Source organism: Aeromicrobium sp. S22 (assembly GCF_009661045.1).
Classification (GTDB): domain Bacteria; phylum Actinomycetota; class Actinomycetes; order Propionibacteriales; family Nocardioidaceae; genus Aeromicrobium; species Aeromicrobium yanjiei.
The window spans coordinates 579,313-601,541 of record NZ_WJWV01000003.1 but is presented as its reverse complement, the minus strand read 5'-3'; the positions used below and the strand labels follow the sequence as shown (position 1 = coordinate 601,541).

Here is a 22,229-nt window from a genome sequence, read left to right as displayed (position 1 = left end):
GGAGGCGTCAGGTCCAGCGGCCGTGGATCGCGCCGCCGTGCCACTGGTGGAGCAGCCACCGGGAGATCGAGACGTCGGGCGGCAGCAGCAGCTGCGACGTGGCAGTCAGCTCGGTGACCTCCTCGCGGGAGAACCAGCGCGCCTCGGCGATCTCGTCCTGGTCGACCACGATGTCGTGGGTCAGCGCCCGACCGAAGAACCCCAGCATGAGGCTCGACGGGAACGGCCACGGCTGGCTCGCGGCGTACGTGACGTCGCCGACCTCGATGCCGACCTCCTCCATGACCTCGCGGCGCACGGCGTCGCCCAGGGTCTCCCCCGGCTCCACGAAGCCCGCGAGCGTCGAGAAGCGCCCCTCCGGCCAGGCACCCTGACGCCCGAGCAGGGCCCGGTCCTGGTCGTCGGTGATCAGCATGATCACCGCGGGATCGGTGCGCGGGAAGTGGTGCGCACCGCAGGCAGGACAGATGCGGACGTGCCCCGCCTGGGCGATGTCGCTCGGAGCCCCGCACTTGGCGCAGAAGCGGTGCGTCTGGTGCCAGCGGGCGATGCCGACCGCGTGCACCGCCATCGACGCCTCGTCCGCGGCGACCGTGGGGCCGATCACCCGCAGACTGGCCGGCTCGAGCTCGGCGGGCAGGCGGTCGACCATGACCGCGGCGTGACGGACGCCGTCCTTGACGCCGAGGAAGATCCACTCCCCGTCGGGCGCCTCGTCCGCGGGGATCCAGCGCAACCCTGCTCCGCCGTGCGTCGGCACGTGCTCACCGCCGATGACCAGCACGCGGATGTCGTTGCCGCCTCCGGGGCCCCGCCGCCACGCATCGTCCTTGCGGAGGTGTCCGGCGCGGTCGTGCTGGGCGTGATCGAAGGCGAAGTCCACCTCGTCAGGCTAGCCCGAGACGGTGCTCGAGCTCGGCCCGGTCCGGCAGGTCGTCATAGCGGTGCACCTCGCCGAGGCGGACGTAGTAGAACACCCCGTCGACCGACGCAGGATCGATGCCCATGAGCTCGGCCCACGCGAGGCGGTAGATCGCGAGCTGCAGCGGATCGGAGGTCGCCTGGTTGTTGGTCTTCCAGTCCACGACGTCATATCCCTTGGCGGTGCGGTAGACCGCGTCGATGCGCCCGATGACCTGCTGGCCCCCCAGCAGCAGCGAGAACGGCGCCTCGATGCGGTGGGGGGAGCTCCCGCCGTAGGGGCCCGCACGGAACTTCTCGATCATCTCGTCGAGCTCGGCGTCGTTGCCGATGTGCGCGTCGCCACGACCGGGCAGATCAGCTGGGTCCAGAAGCGTCTGCTGACCGAACTGCGCCTCGATCCAGGCGTGGAACCGGGTGCCGAACCGGGCGCCCGCGACGGGCTCCCGGGGCATGGGCCGGGCCAGCTCGGCGAGCACGTCGCCCTGCTGGTCCGCGAGCCGCAGCGCGGTGGTCGCCGACAGCGCCGGCGGCAGGGAGATCGTGCGGACGGGGTCGGCCGCCCGGTCCGCCTCGGCGACGAGCAGGGCGAGCTCGTCCTCGATCTCCTGGACGATCGTCAGCTCGGCCCGCTCCTCGGGCGTGCCGAACTCGGGCAGCGCCGGCGAGGACGGGTCGTCGATGTGCGCGTCGACCAGCGCGGCCAGCCGGTGCCGGGCTGTGAGGTCGGCGGGCGATGCGGGCCAGGTCACCGTGAGCCGCTGCTCGGCCAGGGGATTGCGGTCCTCGGCCTCCGGGGCGGGCGTCCAGACGGTCGGCTCCACCCCCCGCCGCTGCAGCCACTCACGGGTGTTGTCCAGGAACGGCGACGGACCCCTCGGCCGGGTCGCGGTGCGTCCCCACCAGTGCCCCGAGACGTGCAGCTCGAGCTTGGCGCGGGTGTACGCGACGTAGCCCAGCCGGCGCTCCTCCTGCAAGGCATCGGCGGCGTTGAGCGCGCGATATTCCTTGTCGCCCGCGTAGGTCCACTCCTCGATGTCGGGCAGCTGGTCGGCGTCACCGCGCAGGGCCACGGGCAGTGTCGTCGCGCTGCCCACCCATCGCGACCGGCCGCGCGAGTGCGGGAACACACCCTTGGCCATGAACGGGACGAACACCACGCGCCACTCCAGGCCCTTGGCCTTGTGGGCGGTCAGCAGCTTGACCGACTCGGCCTCCGAGGGCGTCGACACCTCCATGCCGTCGTTGAACCGCTCCTCGGCCTCGAGGTAGGCCAGGAGCCCTGCCAGCGAGGCGAAGGGGTCGTCGGAGGCATATGCCGCGATCGCGTCGAGCAGCAGCGCGACGTTGTCGAGTCCCGACGGGGTGCCGCTGGCCTCGAGCTCGACGTCGAGGTCGAGGGCGTGCATCGCGCGTCGCGCGAAGTCGTAGAGCGGCTCGCCGACGTGGGAGCGCAGGCTCGACAGCATGCCTGCGAGCGACTGGAAGCGGACCCGGGCCTCGGGCGAGTAGGGCAGGTCTCCCGGGTCCTCGACGGCGTCGGCGAGCGACACGATCTCGGTGGGGTCGGCGCCCTCGACCGCCTTGGCCAGCTGGTCGTCGAGGGACAGGTCGCCCTCGCGGCCGAACACCCGCCCGCTGAGCGCGGCGGCCCGGCGACCGAGCAGCGCCAGGTCGCGGGGCCCGATGTGCCAGCGGGGTCCGGTCAGCAGACGCAGCATCGCCGGATTGGCGGTCACGTCCTCGACGACCTCGAGCACCGAGACGAGGTCCTGCACCTCCGGCTGCGACAGCAGACCGGTCAGCCCGACGACCTCGAACGGGATGCCCGCCTCGCGCAGGCCCGCGACGATCTCGCCGTTCTCGGCCCCGACCCGGACGAGGATCGCGATCTCGGACGCCGGGTGCCCCGACTCGATCGCCGAGCGCACGCCGTCCACGACGGCCTCGACCTCGTCGGCGACCGTCGGGTGCAGCGCGACCGTCACCGAGCCGTCGGCGTTGTCGGTGTGGGCCTGCAGCGGCAGGACGTCCTCGGAGGTCGCGTAGAAGTCGGCGGCGAGCTCATTGGCCGCCCCGATGATCGTCTTGCCGCACCGGCGGGTCTCGATCAGGGAGAACAGGGAGCCGCGGCCGCCGTCGGCGCGCGGGAAGTGGTCGAGGAACTCGGTGAGGTTGCCGGCCGCGGCCCCGCGCCAGCCGTAGATGCCTTGGGCGGGATCACCCACGGCCATCACGCTGTGCCCGCGCCCGTGCTCGACGTCGGGCCCGGAGAACAGGTTCTTCAGCAGGTCGCGCTGCGCGACCGAGGTGTCCTGGTACTCGTCGAGCAGCACCACGTCGAAACGTTCGCGCAGGGACTCGGCCACCTCGGGCACGGCCGACAGCTCGGCTCCCCACGCCATCTGGTCGGAGAAGTCCATGACCCCGGCGGCGGCCTTGGCGGCCCGGTAGCGGTCCACCAGCAGGCTCAGCTCGATGCGCTTGCGGGCGGCGGCGATACCCGCCTCGTGCACCGCGTACGCCTTGTCGGCGGCCTGGAGCGTCTCGATCAGATCGGCGTCGAAGGCTCGCAGGCGGTCGGTCGGCACGAGGTGCTCGGACAGCTGGCCATCGAGCGCCATCACGTCGCCGACCAGGCGGGGCACGTTGGTGCTCACCTCGACGAGCTCGCCGTCGTAGCGCTCGATCGCCTGCGCGACGCGCTGGAACCTCGAGGCGTCGGACAGGATGCGCAGATCGGGCTCGATGCCCAGGCGCAGCCCGTGCTCGGCGATCAGGGTGCCCGCGAACGCGTGGTAGGTCGAGGTGGTCGGGTCGCCGTCGGCCTCGAGATCGAGGCCTGCGAGGGATCGCCGGACCCGGACGCCGAGCTCGGAGGCGGCCTTGTTGGTGAACGTCAGGCCCAGGATGCGCTCGGGGGCAACCCCGTGGTGCCCGACGAGCCACACGACCCGGGCGGCCATGACGGTGGTCTTGCCCGAGCCGGCGCCCGCGATGATCACGCTCGGACTGTCGACCGGTGCGGTGATCGCGGCGACCTGCGGATCGGAGAACCGGAAGGGCGCGCGCCCCGGCGCCGCCGGGAACATGCCCTGGAAGAGCCGGTCGAGGTCGTCGACCGTGCGCAGCAACGTCACTGCTCACCACCTCCGAGGATCGTGGCGCCCTCCGGCTGGGCCGGGCAGGCTCGTCGGAACTCGCAGTAGCGGCAGGACTTCTCGCTCGGCGTGGCCACGAACTGCTCCTCGGCGATCACGTGGACCGATCGCGACAGCTGCTCGACCGCGAAGAAGGGGACGTCGGGCGCGGGTGCGTCCTGCGGCTGGACGACCGGGTAGTCGGGCAGCTTCTTCTCGGCGTTGCGCAGCTGCACGAGCTCGGCGCCCGCTGCGGGCGCACCCGGGGCCAGGTCGGCGGTCGCACCCAGGTCGACCGCGAGCTGGTAGAAGCCCAGCTGCGGGTGCTCGGCGAGGTCCTTCTTGTCGGCGACGGACTTGCTGGTCTTCAGATCGACGACGTGGACCCCGTCGTCGTCCTGCTCGACCCGGTCCATCGAGCCGGCCAGCTCTACCGGGCGTCCCTCGACCGTCGTGGACACCCGGAACTCGTGCTCGGCCTTGAGCGTCGTCCGGCCGTGCTCGAGGTGCCAGCGGACGAAACGGACGAGGGCGTCGCGCGCCTCGGTGCGCTCGCGGCCGCCGATCCAGTCCGCCGCGAAGGCGAGCTGGTCCCAGACCTTGTCGACGTAGGCGCCGAGCGCGTCGGCGTCGGCGGGCAGCCGGTTCTCGGCGACCTCGGCCGCGACCGCGTGCACCACCGAGCCGAATCCCTGCGCGGTGGTGGTGCCGGTCGACGCCTTGACCTCGTGGTCGTAGAACCACTTGAGCGGACACTCCACGATCGAGCTGACCGAGCTGCCGGACAGCCTAATCGTGGCGTCGGGAGCTCGCATGGGGGTCTCGGACCGGGTGATCGCGCTCATGCCCCACCACCGCTCGGGCTGCGCGGGGCGGGTCGCCGAGCCCGGACGCTCGGCCAGCATCGCGAGCAGGCGGGCGACCCGATCGCGCACGACATCGCTCTCGGTGGTCTCGCCGAGGCGCCGCAGCGCCGCGATCGAGCCGCGCAGCGACAGCGGACGGTCGGGGCGGCGCTTGGGCTCGCGCTCCGGGACGGCGCCCGAGGCGTCGCGGTGCAGGTGGTCCCACAGCTCGCTGACGAACATCGACGGCTGGTCGCCGTCCTCCCGCCCGCTCTCGACGGCGGTGACGACCAGGTGCTCACGGGCCCGCGTGCACGCGACGTAGAACAGCCGGCGCTCCTCGCGCAGTGCCTCGCGTGCCGTGGGCGGGGCGATCTCGCCGTGGGGGCCGAGTCGCTCGGACCGCAGGAAGCTGCCGCGGTGACGCAGGTCGGGCCAGGTGCCGTCCTGCACGCCGGCGACGACCACGGTGCGCCACTCCAGGCCCTTGGACCGGTGCGCCGTCATGAGCTGGACCGCGTCGGGAGCGATCGCGCCCTGGGCCAGCGTGTCGGCGGGGATGTCCTGGGCGTCCAGCTCGGTGATGAACTCGGCCAGCGACCGGCGCGTGTGCTGCTCCTCGGCCCGGGCGGCCTGTGCGAACAGCGCGACCAGCACGTCGAGGTCGTGGTCGGCGCGCGCCGAGCCCTCGCCGTTGCCGAGGGCCTCGGACCGGAGCCGGTCGCGCCACGGCGTGCCCGACCAGATCGTCCACAGCACCCGCTCGGGCGACTCCCCTGCCACGATCTGCTCGGCGGCCCGGCGCAGCAGGGTCGCGAGGCGGGACGCCCTCGCGGCGGAGTGGGCCAGCTGGGAGCCCGGGGCGGCCAGGGTCAGCAGCACCGCGGGGTGGGACAGCGCCTCGGCGAGCAGCAGCCGCGACGCGCGGGGACCGCGGGCCTCGGAGCGGTCGGCCTCGCGCAGCGCCCGGCCGATGCGACGCAGGGCGGGTGCGTCGAGACCGCACAGCGGCCCCGCGAGCAGGGCGTCCGCGGCCGCGGGGTCGAGAGCCCGGTCGTGCGCGAGGTCGTCGGCGGCCCGCAGGGCGACCAGGAGCGTACGGACCGCGGGCTCCGAGCGCAGCGGCAGCTCGTCGCCGGCCACGACCACCGGGACCCCCGCCGCGCTCAGTGAGCGCTGGAACCGGGCGATGTCGGCGGCCGAGCGCACCAGGACGGCCATCTGGTCCCACGGGACCTCACGGGAGAGTCTCTGCTCGCGCAGGATCAGCGCCACGTGCTCGGCCTCGGCAGTCGGCGTCACGAAGGTCTCGACGTGGACGTCTCCCTCGAGATGGCGCCGCGGCGCGAGGTGGCGCAGCCCTTCGAAGTCACGACCGTCGACCGGGCCGAGGACGCCGCGGTTGGACACGATCGAGGCGACCGCGGCCGAGATCTTCTCGCCGTAGCGACTCGTGCTCGTGATCACCACCAGATCGGCCGGGGACCCGTCGGCCTGCGGGAACTCGTGCCGGAAGTCCAGGATGCCGCGCACGTCGGCGCCCCGGAAGCCGTAGATCGACTGATAGGGATCGCCCACGACCACCAGGTCGCGTCCGTCGCCGGCCAGCGCCTGCAGCAGCTCGACCTGCAGGGGGTCGGTGTCCTGGTACTCGTCGACCACCACGAGCCGGTAGGTCTGGCGCAGGCGCTCGCGGTGGGCGGGATCGCGCAGCAGCTGGACGGCCTGGAAGACGAGATCGGAGTAGTCGATCGTGTTCTGCAGGGCCGCGACGCCGGTGTACTCGTCGAAGAAGCGGGCGGCAGCCTTCCACTCCTCGCGTCCCGAGGCCTCGCCGAGCCGCAGAACGTCGACGTCATCCATGTTGCGGGACCGGGCAGTGGCCATGAAGTGCTGCATCTCGTCGGCCAGCCCCCGCGTGCGCAGGGCGGGCCGCATCAGGGCGGGCCACTGCTCGGCGTCGCCCTCACCGAGCAGCCGCTGGATGATCGCGTCCTGCTCGGGGGCGCTCAGCAGCTGCAGGGGCCGGGAGAACTCGCTCTCGGTCTGCAGTTGGCGCACCAGGGCGTAGCAGAAGGAGTGGAAGGTCATCGCCGGCGTCGTGGCCGTCGTGCGGTCGAGGCGCCGCGCGATGCGCGACTTCAGCTCGTCGGCGGCCTTGCGGCTGAAGGTCAGGACGAGGATCTCCTCGGGCGCGTAGCCCCGGTCGACCCGATCGGCCACGACCTCGACGAGCGTCGAGGTCTTGCCCGCGCCGGGGCCCGCGAGCACCAGGAGCGGACCGCCGGGGTGCTCGACGACGCTGCGCTGCTCGACGTCGAGCCGAGGGACCGAGGGTGCGGCCTGCGGTGCACCCAGCTCGTACTCGATCGTCATGACCCCATCTCACCAGACGGGTCCGACACTCAGCGCTCGAACCGCCAGAGCGCCTCGCGCATGTCGACCGCCGAGCCGTTGGCGCGCATCGGCGTGCCCTCGTCGCGGTAGTGCGCCTGGGCGTCGATCGCGTGCGAGGCGGGCAGGCTGCCGTCCACGCGGACGACCCGCCACCACGGCACCGCTGCGCCCTCCAGGGCCATCACCCGGCCCACCTGGCGCGGCCCACCGTCCTGCAAGATCTCGGCGATCAGCCCGTACGACAGGACCTGGCCGGGCGGTATCCGCTCGACCAGGTCCAGGACCCGCTCGGTGAAGTCCGGGCTCATCGCCTGCTCCTCCAGCGGGGTTGCTGCGTCAGTACGTCGGCTGGCTGGGGTCGATCTGGTTGACCCAGGCCACGACACCGCCGCCCACGTGCACGGCGTCCTTGTAGCCCGCGCCCTTGAGCACGGCCAGCGCCTCGGCGGAGCGGACGCCGGACTTGCAGTGCAGCACGATCTGCTTGTCGTCCGGCAGCTGCTCGAGCGCCTTGCCGTTGAGGAACTCGCCCTTGGGGATGAGCACCGAGCCGGGGATCTTGTTGATCTCGTACTCGCCCGGCTCGCGGACGTCGACCAGCACGAAGTCGCGGCCGCCGTCGTTCCGCTCCTTGAGCCACCCGTCCAGCGTCGCGACCGAGATCGTCGAGTCCGCGGCCGCGTCGGCGGCCTCCTCGCTGATCGCGCCGCAGAACGCCTCGTAGTCGCTCATCAGCTCGGTCGGCAGGACGCCGTTCGGGTCCCGGCGGATGTTCAGCGTCTGGTAGCGCATCTCCAGCGCGTCGTAGACCATCAGGCGGCCGATGAGCGGGTCACCGATGCCGGTGATCAGCTTGATGGCCTCGGTGACCATGATCGAGCCGATCGAGGCGCACAGCACGCCCAGCACGCCACCCTCGGCGCACGACGGGACCATGCCCGGCGGCGGCGGCTCGGGGTAGAGATCGCGGTACTGCGGTCCCTCCTGCGCCCAGAACACCGACACCTGACCCTCGAAGCGGTAGATCGAGCCCCAGACGTACGGCTTGCCGAGGATCACGGCGGCGTCGTTGACGAGGTAGCGCGTCGCGAAGTTGTCGGTGCCGTCGACGATGAGGTCGTACTGGCTGAAGATCTCCAGGACGTTGTCGTTGTCGAGGCGCTCGTTGTGCACGATCGTCTTGACGTACGGGTTGGTCTCGGCCACCGAGGCCGCAGCCGACTCGGCCTTCGGCTTGTCGATGTCGGACTGGCCGTGGATGATCTGGCGCTGCAGGTTGGACTCGTCGACGACGTCGTCGTCGATGATGCCGAGGGTGCCCACGCCGGCCGCGGCCAGGTAGAGCAGGGCAGGGCTGCCGAGGCCGCCGGCGCCGATGACCAGCACCTTGGCGTTCTTGAGGCGCTTCTGTCCGGTCATCCCGACGTCGGGGATGATCAGGTGCCGGCTGTAGCGACGTACCTCGTCGATGGTCAGCTCTTCGGCGGGTTCCACGAGTGGGGCGACCACGGGTTCTCCTCTGGTGGTGCGATGAAGCTCTGGTGTTCGGCACAACGCCGACGCTGCCCTCCATTGTTCCCCGTCCCGCACCCACCTGCGCCTCCCGTCCGGATCGTGGGCGGGGCCAGTAGGCTGATCGCGTGACTGAAGCCATCCCGATGCGTACGCGCACGAGCCGCCTGCCGCGCACCGCGCGCCGGGCCCAGCTGCTCGAGGTCGCGCTCGAGGTCTTCGTCGAGCAGGGCTACCACTCGGCCTCGATGGACGAGATCGCCGAGCGTGCGGGCGTCTCCAAGCCCGTCCTCTACCAGCACTTCCCCGGCAAGCTCGATCTGTACCTCGCGCTGCTCGAGACGTCCTGCGACACCGTCATCGACGGGGTCCGCACGGCGCTCGCCTCCACGCAGGACAACCGCCGACGCGTCCAGGCCACGATGGAGCTCTGGTACGACTACGTCGGCGACCGCGGCGCCGCGTTCCGGCTCGTGTTCGAGTCGGACCTGACGAGCGATCCGTCGGTGCGCGAGCAGGTCGACCGGGTCGTCGAGGAGTCCGCCGCCCTGGTCGCCGAGGTCATCCGTGACGACACCGGACTGCCGGACGCGGCCTCCCACCTGCTGGCCGTGAGCCTGGTCGGCATGGGCCACGTGGGCGCGCGCAACTGGCTCTCCCAGGACTCCAGCCTGACCCGCGACGAGGCCGTCCAGCTCGTCGCGGCACTGGCCTGGCGCGGGATCGGCGGGTTCCCCCGCAACGAAGACGACAACATGCAAGGAGATGAGTGACCGTGGAGGTCAAGATCGGCGTGCAGTACGCGCCCCGTGAGCTGTCCGTGTCGACCGAGGAGGAGCCCGCCGCCGTGCTGGCGCTGCTCGACCAGGCACTCAAGGACGGCACCGTGTTCACCCTGACCGACGCCAAGGGCCGTACGGTCGCGGTTCCGGCCGAGAAGGTCGCCTACCTCGACTTCACCTCCGACGTGGGCCGCAAGGTCGGCTTCGGCCTGGCGGCCAGCGAGGCCGTCACCGTCGCCTCGAAGTAGCGCCCCCGGCCTACGCCGCGAGGCCCAGCTTGTCCATCCTCGCGGCGTGGGCCTCGGTGAGGCGGGTGAACATCCGCCCGATCGCGGCCAGGTCCATGCCGGGGTGGTCGACCCCGCCGACCAGCACCGTGCTCAGCGCATCGCGCTCGGCCACGACCATCTGCGCCTGGCTGAGGGCCTCGCCCATCAACCGGCGACCCCACAGAGCGAGCCGTCCGCCGACCCGGTGGTCCTCGTCGATCGCCCGGCGGATCGCGTCGACGACGAAGTCGGAGTGGCCCGTGCCGCTCAGCGTGTCCAGCACCAGCGTGCGGGTGTCCGGATCCAGGTACGCCGCGATCTCGCGGTAGAAGTCGGCCGCCAGCCCGTCGCCGACGTATGCCTTGACGAGGCCCTCGAGCCAGTCGGACGGCCTGGTCTGGCGGTGGAACCGCTCGAACGTCGCTGCGAAGGGCAGCATGACCGCGAACGGGTCCTCGCCCATCTCGACGAGCCGGTCGCGCAGCTTCTCGAAGTGGTGGAACTCGGCCGTCGCCATCGCGGCGATCTCGACCTTGTGCTCCAGGTCCGGGGCCATCTTGGCGTCCTCGGCGAGCCGCTCGCACGCGCTGATCTCGCCGTACGCGAGCAGGCCGAGCAGCTCCAGCACGCCCGTCCGGTAGACCGGATCATCCATCGTCGAGGGGGGCTGAACGTCCTTGGTGGCCATGACTGTGCAGCGTAGCGCGTGGCGTGCTCGCCCCAGACGTTAGACTGGGAGCGGAAATCCCACGAATCTGAAGAATTCGAGAAGACCCTGACTACGTTCAAAGATCTGGGCGTCATGCCCGAGATCGCCGACGCACTCGTTGACGTCGGCATCATCGAAGCTTTCCCCATCCAGGAGATGACGCTCGGCGTCGCCCTCATGGGCACCGACCTCATCGGCCAGGCACGCACCGGCACGGGCAAGACGCTGGCGTTCGGCATCCCCGTCATCCAGCGCACGGTCGCGCCCCACGACCCCGACTACGACCAGGTCGTCGCGGGCAAGCCCCAGGCGCTCATCGTCGCGCCGACCCGTGAGCTCGCGATCCAGGTCGCCAGCGACATCGCGGTCGCGTCGAAGCGTCGCGGCACCCGCAACCTGACGATCTACGGCGGCGTCCCCTACGAGACGCAGCTCGACGCGCTCGAGGCCGGCGTCGACATCGTCATCGGCACGCCCGGTCGTTTGCTCGACCTGGCCAACCGCGGCGTCCTCGACCTGTCGCACGTCAAGTCGCTCGTCCTCGACGAGGCCGACGAGATGCTCGACCTGGGCTTCCTGCCCGACGTCGAGTCGCTCCTGGCCAAGACGCCCGAGACGCGCCAGACGATGCTGTTCTCCGCGACGATGCCCGGCGCGATCGTCGGTCTGGCGCGCAAGCACATGCGCCACCCGATGAACATCCGCGCCGAGTCCGGCGACGACGACAGCCAGATGGTGCCGGCGACGGCACAGTTCGTCTGGCAGGCGCACGACATGGACAAGCCCGAGATCGTGGGCCGCATCCTGCAGGCCGACGACGTGGGCCGCGTCATCATCTTCACCCGCACCAAGCGCACGGCACAGCGGGTCGCCGATGAGCTCATCGACCGCGGCTTCCCGGCCTCGCCGCTGCACGGCGACATGGCGCAGCCGGCCCGTGAGAAGGCGCTGACCCGCTTCCGCGAGGGCAAGATCGACATCCTCGTCGCGACCGACGTCGCCGCCCGCGGCATCGACGTCGCCGGCATCACGCACGTCATCAACTACAACTGCCCCGAGGACGACAAGACGTACGTCCACCGGATCGGTCGCACGGGCCGCGCAGGCGCGTCCGGCATCGCGGTGACGTTCGTCGACTGGGCCGACATCACCCGCTGGAAGCTCATCAACAAGGCGCTCGGGCTGCCGTTCGACGAGCCGCAGGAGACGTACTCGACGTCGGACCACCTGTTCCACGACCTCGGCATCGACCGCAACGTCAAGGGACGCCTCAAGCCTCCCGCGCCGCGCGAGCCCAAGAAGGACGACGACCGTGGCGGCCGTGGCCGCAGCGGCGGTGGACGCAGCAGCGACCGCGGCGGCCGCTCCGGTGGCGACCGCAGCTCGAGCAACGGCAGCGACCGCGGCTCGAGCAACGGTGGCGGCGACAAGCAGGCGCAGCCCTCGTCGGCGTCCGCCCCCGCGGGCGACGGTGCGACCCGCACCCCCCGCAAGCGCAACCGCAACCGCACGCGTTCGCGCGGCGGCGACCCGGTCGCCAAGTCCGAGTAGGACCGATCTGACGACGTTGACGTCGTCAGAGCAGCACCAACGTCGAAGGATCCGTCCCCCCGGGGACGGATCCTTCGGCGTTCAGGCTGTGCCGGCTGCCGAAAGGCCGAAAGATCGGTGCCGGGGCCGGGAGGCGTCAGGCGGTGACGACGACCTGGGTGCCGACGGGGGCGAAGTCCCACAGCGCGATCGCGTCGGGCTTCCACTGGCGCACGCAGCCCGCCGAGAGCCGCTGACCGAGCTGCGAGCGGGTCTGCTCGAGCTTGCCGGAGTTGTCGCGGGGCACCGAGTGGAACCCGATCGGCTCGCTGAACCCGGTCGCGAACCGCACGAAGTACTCCATCGTGCCGCTCGCATCGAACGCGGTCGCGTGGCGCGTCTTGGACAGCACCTCGTACGAGCCGGGCTCGAGGTTCTCGAACTTGCTGCCCGAGACCCGGTAGGTGCGCTCGACCGATTCGTCGCTCCGGATCAGCCACACCCGCTGGTCGCCCTGGTCGAACACGATGCGCCGGCCCTCACCCGATCCGGGCGGCGGCGCGGGATCGGCCCGGTCGGCCGCGGCGGACACCTTCGCGGTGCGCTCGGCGTCCGCGGACGCCGGGCCGGTGGTCAGGATCTTGTCGAGCGAGGCCGTCTCGATCGGCGACGACGCTGACGGCAGGCTCGCGGCCTGATCGGCCGATGCCTTCTCCGCGGTCAGCTGCGGCAGGACGCCGACTGCTGCGCCGCCCACGGCGAGGGTGACGCCGAGAGCAAGGGCGAGGGCGCCGGCCCGTCCACGACGAGCGGCCAGTCGAGGCGCGCGATGCTTGGACACGTCACCATCCTAGCGAGGGCACCGCCGGCACTCCGCGGGGTCAGGCCCTCGTGCCGGCCGTGTCCTGGCCGGACGCGAGCAGGCCCGCCGCCACCTCGCGGTACGCCTGGGCGCCCTTGTGGTTGCGAGCGGTCGACAGGACCGATCGGCCGATCGCGGGGGCCTCGGCGAACTTGATCGTCTTGGGGATCGGCGGGCGCACGACCGGCAACCCGTAGGTCTCCTCGATCGCGGCGAGGACGTTCTGGGCGTGCCGGGTGCGACCGTCGTACATCGTGGGCAGCACGCCGAGGATGTCCAGGCCCGGGTTGATGAACTGCCGGACGTCGTGGATCGTGTCGAGCAGCTGCCCGACCCCCCGGTGCGACAACGTCTCCGCCTGCAGCGGGATCAGCACCTGGTGGGCCGCGGACAGCGCCCCGACCGTGAGGACACCGAGGGTCGGCGGGCAGTCGATGACGATCCAGTCGTAGTCGTCCGCGACCTTGTCCAGCGCGACCCGCAGGCGCTGCTCGCGTCCGGTCCGCCCGAGGAGGCTCTCCTCGGCCTGGGTCAGCGTGATGTTCGCGGGCAGCAGGTGCATGCCGTCGTCGGTGATGACGATCGCGTCGTCGGCCAGCTTGGTGCCGAGCAGCACCTCCGCGACGCTCACGTCGAGGTCCTCCGGATCGATGCCGAGGGAGAACGTGAGGCTGCCCTGCGGGTCGACGTCGACCAGCAGGACGCGCTGACCGAGCTCGACGAGCGCCGCCCCGAGGGACACCACGGTGGTCGTCTTCGCGACGCCACCTTTCTGGTTCGCCACTGCGATCGTCGTCGTCACGCGGCCATTGTGTCATCGATGACGGCGGCCTGGCCCGCGATGCGCTGACACGTTTGGCATGCTTGGTCCATGACACGTCGTGCGCTGGTCACCGGGGCAACTTCAGGGATCGGCAACGCCTTCGCGAGGGAGCTAGCCAAGCGAGGGCACGACCTGGTGATCGTGGCCCGCACCACCGACAAGCTCGAACAGATCGCGGCCGATCTTCGCAGCAAGCACCGCGTCGAGGTGGACGTCGTGACCGCCGACCTGGCCACGTCCGAGGGCATGCAGGCAACCGCGAACGCGCTGACCGACACCGCCCGGCCGGTCGACCTGCTCGTCAACAACGCCGGCGCCTCCCTGGCGGGGTGGTTCGGCACGACCGACATCGTCGACGAGGACTACCAGCTCGATCTCCTGGTCCGCGCGCCCATGCACCTCATGGACGCCGCGATCAAGACCATGGCCGGTCGCGGCGGTGGCAAGATCATCAACGTGTCCAGCGTCGCGGCATTCACCCCCCGCGGGGTCTACTCCGCGCACAAGGCGTGGCTGCTCAACCTCTCCCAGTGGGCCGACATCCACTACGACGACGTCAACATCTCCGTGCAGGCGCTGTGCCCCGGCTTCGTCCGCACCGAGTTCCACCCGCGCGGCCAGATGGACGTCTCCGACGTCCCCCGGTGGATGTGGCTCGACGCCGACCGGGTCGTCGCGGCGTCGCTGCGCGACCTCCAGCACGACAAGACCGTCTCGATCCCGTCGTTCCGCTACAAGGTCCTGGCCAGCCTCGCCCAGCACATGCCCAAGTCGCTGGTCACCCGCATCGCCCGGCGCGGACGATGAGCGTCCCGCGCACGCTCGAGCTCCCCGCGGGCGTACGCAGCGAGGTCCTCGCGGGACTCGATGGAGACATCGCAGCCCTCAGCACGTCCGCGGTGGGCACCCGGGTCGGTCACGTGCTGCTGGTCCCGGGCTGGACCGGCAGCAAGGAGGACTTCACCCCCGTGCTGCCCCTCCTGGCGGCGGCGGGCTACGACGTCACGGCGTACGACCAGGCCGGCCAGTACGAGAGCGCGCCGGCAGCCGACTACTCCCTCGAGCGCTATGCGGCTAACGCGCTGCACCTGAGCCGGGCCGCCAGCGCGGACGGCAGCCACGTGCTGGGGCACTCGTTCGGCGGCCTCGTCGCCCAGCAGGCGGCGCTCCTCGGCGCGGCAGACCTGCGGACCCTCAGCCTGCTCTGCTCGGGCCCCGGCGCCCTCGGCGACGACGACCGCCGGCCGCTCAAGAAGCTCGTCGCCGCGATCGGCAAGGTGCCGCTGCTGCAGCTGCACGAGCTCCGGGAGCAGGGCGTCAAGCGTCCCGCCCAGATCACCTCGTTCCTGGCCAAGCGGTTCACCGCCAACGACCCGCGCTCGCTGCGGGCGATGACCCAGCTGCTCATCGACGCACCCGACGTCGTCGAGCAGGTCGCGGCCACCGGCCTCCCGGTCTGGGTGGGGCGCGGCGCCGACGACGACGCGTGGCCGCACGACGTCCAGGCCGACATGGCCGGACGCCTCGGGACGCGGATCCACGTCGTCCCCGACTCGGCGCACTCCCCTGCCGTCGAGAATCCCGCAGCCCTGGTCGATGCATGGCTGCCGTTCCTGAAGGAGCACAGCTGATGCCCGTGACCCGTGGATTCACCGGACGCCCCCGCCCGGGCGGCAACGACCGGCTGCCGCCCGGCCAGCACGACACCGGGGCGGGGTGGCCGACCCTGACCGCCGAGCTGACCCCGCAGATCGACGTCGACGAGTGGACGTTGACGCTCGACGGCCTCGTCGAGCAGCCCACGACGTGGGACTGGCGCGGCATCCACGCGCTGCCCGCCGACTCCTACTTCGGCGACATCCACTGCGTCACGACGTGGTCGAAGTTCGACACCACGTTCTCGGGTGTCAGCGTCGACTCGCTGCTCGAGGTCACCGGCGTCAAGGCCGAGGCCACGCACGTGTTCGCGACCTCGACCACCGGCTACACGACCAACCTGCCGCTCGCGGACATCACCGACGGCAAGGCCTGGATCGTGTGGGACTTCGACGGGAAGCCGCTCACGCCCGAGCACGGCGGCCCGGTGCGTCTGCTGGTGCCCCACCTGTACTTCTGGAAGTCCGCGAAGTGGATCACCCGACTCGAGCTGCGTGACCACGACGAGCAGGGGTTCTGGGAGCGCAACGGCTACCACGACCGCGGCGACCCGTGGCTCGAGCAGCGCTACCAGGGCGACGCATGACCCAGATCGTCCCGACGCCGGTCGCGAGCTCGTGGACCACCGCGGTGGTGCGCGAGGTCGAGCGTCTCGGCCAGGACTTCGTCAAGCTGCGCCTCGAGGTCGCGGACCGCACACCACACGTCCCCGGGCAGCACTACGTCGTCAGGCTGCGCGCGCCCGACGGCTACACGGCCCAGCGCTCGTACTCGATCGCGTCCGATCCCGACGACCGGCTCGTCGAGCTGATGGTCGAGTGCCTGCCGCGGGGCGAGGTCTCCTCGTTCCTGCACGAGGTGGTCGAGGTGGGTGACGTGCTGGAGGTGCGTGGCCCGATCGGGCGGTGGTTCGTCTGGGGCGGCACCACCCCGGCGCTGTGCGTGGCCGGCGGCTCCGGCGTCGTCCCGTTCGTGTCGATGCTCAGGTACGCCCGGCGCACCGGGACCGAGCCCCTGCTGCGGATCGCCGCCTCGGCGCAGACCCGGGAGCGGCTGCCGTACGCCGACGAGCTCGAGGCCTACGGCGCGTTCATCGCCCTCACCCGGGAGAACCACCTGCAGACCGACGGCAGCGAGCGGGTCGCCGCGCACATCTACCCCGAGGAGATCGTGCCCCTCGCGGAGGGCATCGAGCGGGCGTACGTGTGCGGTTCGGTCGGCTTCGTCAGCTTCGTCGGGCGCATCCTCGGCGAAGCAGGTGTGCGCAGCGACACCGTGCGGGTCGAGCAGTTCGGCCCCACCAGCTGATCCCTCGACCCTTGCCATCTCGCGGCCGCGGTCCTAGGTTGCGAGAAGAGTCTCGGGGGGTATCCGATCTCTCGAGGCGCTCGCCTCGGAGGCAGCCATGTCCAACGACCCCGCACGTCCTGCCCGCACCGCACACCGTCCACGCCGGGGGCGTCTCGCCGCCGTCGCCGGGCTGGGTGCCCTGACCCTGGTCGCGACCGGGCTCGCGACCACACAGGCGAACGCCTCCCCGGACGATCCGCTCGTCGGTTCCGGCCGTGACCAGAGCGGCAAGGTCCAGGTCGTCCACGTCGAGGCACCCACCCCGGCAGCGCGGACCAAGGTCAGCAAGCTGGGGCTGGACATGACCGAGCACGGCGACGCCACCGGTGTCGAGGTCGTGCTGCACGGCAGCAAGGACGCCGCCCGGCTCCGCGGTGCCGGCTTCGACTGGAAGGTCAAGATCCCCGACCTGCAGGCACGGACGGAGGCCAACCAGGCCAAGGACCGGCGCTACGACAAGGCGGTCGCGCAGTCGCCACTTCCGAGCGGACGCACCGCCTACCGCAACCTCGACGACTACAACCGCGAGATGACCCGGCTGGCGAAGCGCTACCCCAATCTGGTGAAGCCGCTGACGCTGCGCAACCGCTCGATCGAGGGCCGACCGGTCCGCGGCATCGAGATCACCACCAACGCCCGTCAGGTCAACGACGGCAAGCCGGCGTTCTTGATGCTGGGTGCCCACCACGCACGCGAGTGGCCCTCCGCGGAGCACGCGATGGAGTTCGCCTACGACCTGGTCGAGAACTACCGCACCGACCGACGTACGCGTCGCATCGTGCAGCGCTCGCGGACCATCGTCGTCCCGGTCGTCAACGTCGACGGCTTCGTCGTCTCCCGGACTGCCGCACCCCTGGGCGACTTCAGCGCGTTCGACTACGAGATGAAGCGCAAGAACTGCTCGACCTCGGTCCAGACGCCGGCGGACCGTCGCGGTGGCACCTGTGCGAACAACCCGGCCGGGCGGCTGCGCGGCACCGACCTGAACCGCAACTACCCCGGGTTCTGGGGTGGTCCCGGTGCGAGCGCGCTGTGGTCCTCCGACACCTTCCGCGGCGACGCGCCCGGGTCCGAGCCGGAGGTCGACAACATCCGTCGCCTGATCTCCCAGCGCCAGGTCACCAACCTGATCACCAACCACACCTACGGCAACCTGGTGCTGCGGCCACCGTCGATCCGCTCGACCGGCTTCTCCCCCGACGAGCCGGCCTACCGCGCGCTCGGCGCGGGCATGACGGACGCCAACGGCTACGCCAACTGGGCCTCGTTCCAGCTCTACGACACGTCCGGCTCCACCGAGGACTGGAGCTACTGGAACACCGGCGGCCTCGGTTTCACCTTCGAGATCGGACCCGATGAGTTCCACCCGCCGTTCCAGCAGGGCGTGGTCAACGAGTACCTCGGCCTGGCACCCTCCGCGGGCGCGGGCTTCGGCGGCAACCGCGAGGCGTACTACGTGATGGCGGAGGCCACGGTGAACGCCGGACTGCACTCCACGATCGTCGGCAGCACCCGTCCCAACCGGAAGCTGACGGTCAGCAAGTCGTTCATCACGGCGACCTCGCCGGTCATCCAGACCGACGGGTCGACCGGGGCCCCGCGCTACTACCGCGACACCCTCGCCTCGAGCTACCAGACCAAGGGCGGGCAGTTCAGCTGGGCGGTCAACCCGTCCACCCGGCCGCTGGTGGTGGGACGTTACGGCCGTGACCCGCAAGGTCCCCCGCAGCCGGCCCAGACGCTCGTGAACCCCGCGGGCACCCCGGCAGAGGGTGCGTACGAGACTGCGACCTTCACCGTCGCCGGGCAGCCGTCGTACGACAACGGCACCGCCACGGTCGTGATCAACTGGCCGGACGCCCAGGTCGACTGGGACGTCGAGGTCTACGACTCTCGCGGCCGGCCGGTCGCGACCGCGGCCACGCTGGACGACCCCGAGCAGGCGGTGCTGATCGACCCGGCGCCCGGCACGTACACGATCCGGTTGATCAACTACGGCGGTGGCGCCACGTCGGACTGGACCGGCCGGGTCGACTACGCGTCCCCCACCCCGGGCACCTACTCCGGGCTCAAGGAGGCGTGGAACCTCACCTGCAGCAACCGCAACGGTCGCGTGCTCTCGACCCGAGAGGTCGTCGTCGACCGCGGTGAGACCGTGCGCGTCGGGGACCCCTGCCGGAGGAAGGGCCGCTAGCAGCACCGTCCTGGCCCGGTGATCCGCCGGGCCAGGACGCGCTCCATCAGCCCAGCAGGCGCTCGTACTGCTCGGGATCGGTCGTGTGCACGCCGAGGTGGAACTTCTCGCTCTTGCCCGTGCCGTGGTAGTCGCTGGACCCCGTCGTCACGAGATCGAGGTCGGCGGCGATCCGGCGCAGCTCGCGCCGGGCCTCGTCGTCGTGATCGTTGTGGTCGACCTCGAGCCCGTCGAGTCCCGCCGTGGCCAGCTCCTCGAGCGCCTCGGGGGTCAGCACCTTGTCGCTGCCCCGCGACCACGGGTGCGCGATGACGGCCCTGCCGCCGGCCTCCTTCAGCAGGCGCACCGCCTCGAACAGCGGGGCGGCATAACGGTCGACGTACGCCTTGCCGCTGGAGTTGAGCCAGCCGTGGAAGGCCTCGTCGCGGTGGCCGATGTAGTGCTTGGCGACCATCGCGTCGGCGATGTGGGGACGCCCCGAGGCCGCGGCGTCACCGGACTGGGCAGCGACGTCAGCCATCGTGATGTCGATGCCGTGCGACGCGAGCTTGTCGAGCATCTGCGGGAGGCGCTCCTCCCGGCCGTGCAGGACGCGGCGCAGCTCCTCGACCAGGGGCTGGTGGTCCGGGTCGAACTCGTAGCCGAGCAGGTGCACGCTCTCGCCGTGCAGCTGCGTGGAGATCTCGATGCCTCGCACGACGTGGACGCCCAGCGCCTCCCCCGCCGCCAGGGCGTCGTCCCACCCGGTGGTCGCGTCGTGGTCGGTCAGCGCCACGACGTCGAGACCTGCGGCCTTCGCGTTGGCGACCAGCTCTGCCGGCGTGTCCGTGCCGTCCGAACGATTCGAGTGGGTGTGGAGGTCGATGCGCACGGCCACAGGCTATCGGCTGCGACCGACGATCAGGCGAGACGACCGATGTACTCCTCGGCGACCTGGCGAGCGAGCGCCTCGGCGTCACCGGCCCGCTCCTCGGCGTCGAGCACGGAGGCGACGACCTGCACGGTCGTGTTGCCGTTCGAGACATGCAGGGTGATCGAGACGACCGGTGCCGAGTCGGTGTCGCCGTCGGGGTTGGTCAGCACCTCCTCGCGGCGTCCGACAAATCCCTCCCACTCGCCCATCGTCAGGTCGTCGACGGTGCCCACCCCCTTCGAGCCGAACGTGTAGGACGTGTCCGAGGTGTCCTTGCCCTTGGTCGCGAACCTGCCGACGAAACGCCTCTGCTCGGCGCGAGCGTCCGCCACGGCCTGCTCGGCCGCAGACTCGTCCTTCCATGCCTCCGCCGTCACCTGGAGGTTCTCCGGCAGGACGTACACGTCGTACCGCTTCTTGACCTGCTCGTCGGTGAGTGACGGCTCGAGCTGCACGCCGACGCTCACCCGGTCGGGGTGGGCCCGGCAGGACTCCTCCCCGGGGCACGAGAACACCTTCTCGTCACCACCGGGGACCTGGTTCGTGCGCGGCAGCGCGGCCTCCAGCTCGGCCACGGTGCGCACCGCGGGGCCGGCGGTCGTGGCCGCCGTCCTCTGCGGCGCACCCTCGTCCGACGCCGAGCCGCCGCACCCCGCGAGCACGGCGAGCGTCACGGCGAGAGTGACGACGAGGCGGGTCACGGCTGGACGTTCCACCGGCGAACGACCGGGGTGCCCCGGTCGACACCCAGCACCGAGATGGTCGAGGTGTCGAGAGCGAAGTGGCGGCCCTCGGCGACGTCGACCTCGAGCCACCTGGCTGCCAGCGCGCGCAGCGAGTGCCCGTGCGCGAAGACCAGCGTCTTCCCCTCTGCCGCACGTGCCCGCGCGACGACCCGGTCGAGCCGCTCGCTGACCTCGGCCGCGGTCTCGCCGCCGGGGCTCGGGTGCGACCAGATCGACCAGCCGGGCACCGACTCCTGGATCTGCGGCGTCGTGAGCCCCTCGTAGTCGCCGTAGGACCACTCGACGAGATCCTCGTCGGGCTCGGCGTCGGGGAACCCCGCGAGCTCTGCGGTCCGACGGGCGCGCTGGCGCGGACTGGTCAGCACCTGCGTGAAGTCGAACTCGGCGAGAAGCGGCGCGAGCGTCCGCGCGCCGGCCTCCCCGCTCGCGGTCATCGGGAGATCGGTCGTGGAGGTGTGCTGCCCGCTCAGGCTCCACTCGGTCTCGCCGTGGCGGACCAGCCAGAGCTGGTCCTCGAGATCGCCCGGGGAGCTCATCGCGGCACGAACGCCCAGTAGTCCAGGTCGAGCAGGACGCCCGGGGCGTACTTGCCGTCCTCGCCCCGCAGGGTCGTGGTCTCGTCGCGCCCCTTGGTCGCGACGAGGCGAAGCCGCAGCGCACCGACCCCGGGGGCGGGCGTCTCAGCCTTGTCGAGCACCTCGGACCACGCGTAGACGGTGTCGCCCGCGAACGCCGGGGCGGTGTGCGCACCCGCATTGATCGCGGCGATGAGCTGGGCGTTGGCCAGGCCGTTGAACGACAGCGCGCGAGCCATCGAGATGACGTGCCCGCCGTAGATCAGCCGGGTGCCGTCAGGCCGCGCCTCGGTGCTGAAGTGGACCTTGGCGGTGTTCTGCCACAGCCGGGTCGCCAGCATGTGCTCGGGATCGGTCAGGGTCACGCCGTCGACGTGATCGATCGTCTCGCCCACCGCGTAGTCGTCGAAGCGGTGCGTCTCCCCCGCGGCCGCGAAGTCGTACGACGTGAAGTCGAGCCCGTCGGGGACGATGAGGTCCGCGGCATCGACCGCGGGCGCGAGATCGGGCACGACCGTCTCGGGCGCGGGGGCCTCGGCGTCCCGCTTGTGCACCATGACCCACCGGGCCCAGTCCAGCGCGACCTCGCCGCGCTGGTTGGTCGCGGTCGAGCGGACGTACACCACTCCCGTCCTGCCGTTGGAGTTCTGCTTGAGCCCGATGACCTCCGAGGACGTGCGCAGCGTGTCGCCGGGCACGACCGGACGGTGGAAGCGGCACTCCGCGTAGCCGAGATTGGCCACCGCGTTGAGCGACACGTCAGGGACCGTCTTGCCGAACGCGATGTGGAACGCGATGAGCTCCTCGACCGGGGCGGGGCTCAACCCGACCGACGCCGCGAACTCCGCCGAGGACGGCACCGCGAACCTCGTGGGGTACAGCGCGCCGTACAGCGCACGGTCCCCCTCGGTCACGGTGCGCGGCGTCGCGTGCTCGAGCACCTGCCCGACCTTGAAGTCCTCGAAGAAGTTGCCGGCGTTGGTCTTGGTGGTCATTGCGGTGTGC

The 22,229-nt window shown here is 71.2% G+C and carries 20 protein-coding genes; 8 read left to right on the top strand and 12 right to left on the bottom strand.

Translation table 11 applies throughout. The annotated features are described in order from the left end of the window. Positions 1 to 7 precede the first annotated feature (7 nt). The 5 genes from nudC to moeZ are packed head-to-tail and all read right to left on the bottom strand — an operon-like array spanning position 8 to position 8,812. Positions 8 to 883, bottom strand: a complete 876-nt coding sequence (nudC, locus tag GEV27_RS15875) for an NAD(+) diphosphatase (RefSeq protein ID WP_309222311.1) — start codon at positions 881 to 883, stop codon at positions 8 to 10. 4 nt (positions 884 to 887) lie between these two features. Next, complete coding sequence (locus GEV27_RS15870) at positions 888 to 4,061, bottom strand: ATP-dependent DNA helicase (RefSeq protein WP_309222310.1); 3,174 nt, start codon at positions 4,059 to 4,061, stop codon at positions 888 to 890. Further along, complete coding sequence (locus tag GEV27_RS15865; RefSeq protein WP_153935003.1) at positions 4,058 to 7,282, bottom strand: ATP-dependent DNA helicase; 3,225 nt, start codon at positions 7,280 to 7,282, stop codon at positions 4,058 to 4,060. The genes GEV27_RS15870 and GEV27_RS15865 overlap by 4 nt, the downstream gene beginning before the upstream one ends. 29 nt (positions 7,283 to 7,311) lie before the next feature. After that, complete coding sequence (locus tag GEV27_RS15860; protein WP_153651824.1) at positions 7,312 to 7,611, bottom strand: MGMT family protein; 300 nt, start codon at positions 7,609 to 7,611, stop codon at positions 7,312 to 7,314. Positions 7,612 to 7,639: 28 nt separating this feature from the next. Then, positions 7,640 to 8,812, bottom strand: coding sequence for an adenylyltransferase/sulfurtransferase MoeZ (moeZ, locus tag GEV27_RS15855; protein ID WP_153651823.1), 1,173 nt, complete (start codon positions 8,810 to 8,812; stop codon positions 7,640 to 7,642). 149 nt (positions 8,813 to 8,961) lie between these two features. Between moeZ and GEV27_RS15850 the strand changes: the two genes are divergently transcribed. Further along, positions 8,962 to 9,588, top strand: coding sequence for a TetR/AcrR family transcriptional regulator (locus GEV27_RS15850; RefSeq protein WP_153654953.1), 627 nt, complete (start codon positions 8,962 to 8,964; stop codon positions 9,586 to 9,588). Further along, positions 9,585 to 9,845 (top strand): DUF3107 domain-containing protein, encoded by a 261-nt coding sequence (locus tag GEV27_RS15845; RefSeq protein WP_309222309.1) that lies wholly within the window; start codon positions 9,585 to 9,587, stop codon positions 9,843 to 9,845. Before GEV27_RS15850 ends, GEV27_RS15845 begins: the two co-directional genes overlap by 4 nt. 10 nt (positions 9,846 to 9,855) lie before the next feature. Here the strand turns inward: GEV27_RS15845 and GEV27_RS15840 are convergent, their stop codons facing one another. Next, a complete protein-coding gene (locus tag GEV27_RS15840) occupies positions 9,856 to 10,554 on the bottom strand; it encodes a ferritin-like fold-containing protein (RefSeq protein WP_153651822.1) in 699 nt (232 codons plus the stop codon). Positions 10,555 to 10,668: 114 nt separating this feature from the next. Between GEV27_RS15840 and GEV27_RS15835 the strand changes: the two genes are divergently transcribed. After that, a complete protein-coding gene (locus tag GEV27_RS15835; RefSeq protein ID WP_153651821.1) occupies positions 10,669 to 12,126 on the top strand; it encodes a DEAD/DEAH box helicase in 1,458 nt (485 codons plus the stop codon). A 136-nt stretch (positions 12,127 to 12,262) separates the two neighbouring features. Here the strand turns inward: GEV27_RS15835 and GEV27_RS17890 are convergent, their stop codons facing one another. Continuing rightward, positions 12,263 to 12,946, bottom strand: coding sequence for a L,D-transpeptidase (locus GEV27_RS17890; RefSeq protein WP_153935001.1), 684 nt, complete (start codon positions 12,944 to 12,946; stop codon positions 12,263 to 12,265). Between the two features lie 40 nt (positions 12,947 to 12,986). Beyond that, the gene (locus GEV27_RS15825) at positions 12,987 to 13,769 is read right to left on the bottom strand and encodes a ParA family protein (RefSeq protein ID WP_309222308.1); all 783 of its coding nucleotides are present in this window, start codon (positions 13,767 to 13,769) and stop codon (positions 12,987 to 12,989) included. A 69-nt stretch (positions 13,770 to 13,838) separates the two neighbouring features. Here GEV27_RS15825 and GEV27_RS15820 point away from each other — a divergent pair, with 69 nt between their 5' ends. From GEV27_RS15820 to GEV27_RS15800, 5 genes are all read left to right on the top strand, one after another. Further along, on the top strand, positions 13,839 to 14,597 hold the full coding sequence (locus tag GEV27_RS15820) for an SDR family oxidoreductase (RefSeq protein ID WP_153651818.1): 759 nt from the start codon (positions 13,839 to 13,841) through the stop codon (positions 14,595 to 14,597). After that, positions 14,594 to 15,421, top strand: coding sequence for an alpha/beta fold hydrolase (locus GEV27_RS15815; protein WP_153935000.1), 828 nt, complete (start codon positions 14,594 to 14,596; stop codon positions 15,419 to 15,421). Before GEV27_RS15820 ends, GEV27_RS15815 begins: the two co-directional genes overlap by 4 nt. Continuing rightward, positions 15,421 to 16,032 carry a sulfite oxidase-like oxidoreductase gene (locus tag GEV27_RS15810; protein ID WP_194944235.1) on the top strand — a complete coding sequence of 204 codons (612 nt, stop codon included), beginning with the start codon at positions 15,421 to 15,423 and terminating at the stop codon, positions 16,030 to 16,032. The genes GEV27_RS15815 and GEV27_RS15810 overlap by 1 nt, the downstream gene beginning before the upstream one ends. Next, complete coding sequence (locus GEV27_RS15805; RefSeq protein WP_153934999.1) at positions 16,029 to 16,754, top strand: FAD-binding oxidoreductase; 726 nt, start codon at positions 16,029 to 16,031, stop codon at positions 16,752 to 16,754. The genes GEV27_RS15810 and GEV27_RS15805 overlap by 4 nt, the downstream gene beginning before the upstream one ends. Positions 16,755 to 16,851: 97 nt before the next feature. Beyond that, positions 16,852 to 18,990 (top strand): M14 family metallopeptidase, encoded by a 2,139-nt coding sequence (locus GEV27_RS15800; RefSeq protein WP_153934998.1) that lies wholly within the window; start codon positions 16,852 to 16,854, stop codon positions 18,988 to 18,990. Between the two features lie 46 nt (positions 18,991 to 19,036). On the opposite strand, the gene GEV27_RS15795 is transcribed toward GEV27_RS15800, so the two are convergent. From GEV27_RS15795 to GEV27_RS15780, 4 genes are read right to left on the bottom strand one after another with little or no spacing between them, the layout of a single operon-like run. Continuing rightward, positions 19,037 to 19,861, bottom strand: a complete 825-nt coding sequence (locus tag GEV27_RS15795) for a PHP domain-containing protein (protein ID WP_309222307.1) — start codon at positions 19,859 to 19,861, stop codon at positions 19,037 to 19,039. A 29-nt stretch (positions 19,862 to 19,890) separates the two neighbouring features. After that, positions 19,891 to 20,604 carry a hypothetical protein gene (locus tag GEV27_RS15790; protein ID WP_153934997.1) on the bottom strand — a complete coding sequence of 238 codons (714 nt, stop codon included), beginning with the start codon at positions 20,602 to 20,604 and terminating at the stop codon, positions 19,891 to 19,893. Next, positions 20,601 to 21,185: a histidine phosphatase family protein gene (locus tag GEV27_RS15785; RefSeq protein ID WP_153934996.1), complete on the bottom strand. Its 585-nt coding sequence runs from the start codon at positions 21,183 to 21,185 to the stop codon at positions 20,601 to 20,603. Before GEV27_RS15785 ends, GEV27_RS15790 begins: the two co-directional genes overlap by 4 nt. Then, complete coding sequence (locus GEV27_RS15780; protein WP_153934995.1) at positions 21,182 to 22,219, bottom strand: MaoC family dehydratase; 1,038 nt, start codon at positions 22,217 to 22,219, stop codon at positions 21,182 to 21,184. Before GEV27_RS15780 ends, GEV27_RS15785 begins: the two co-directional genes overlap by 4 nt. Between the last annotated feature and the right edge of the window lie 10 nt (positions 22,220 to 22,229).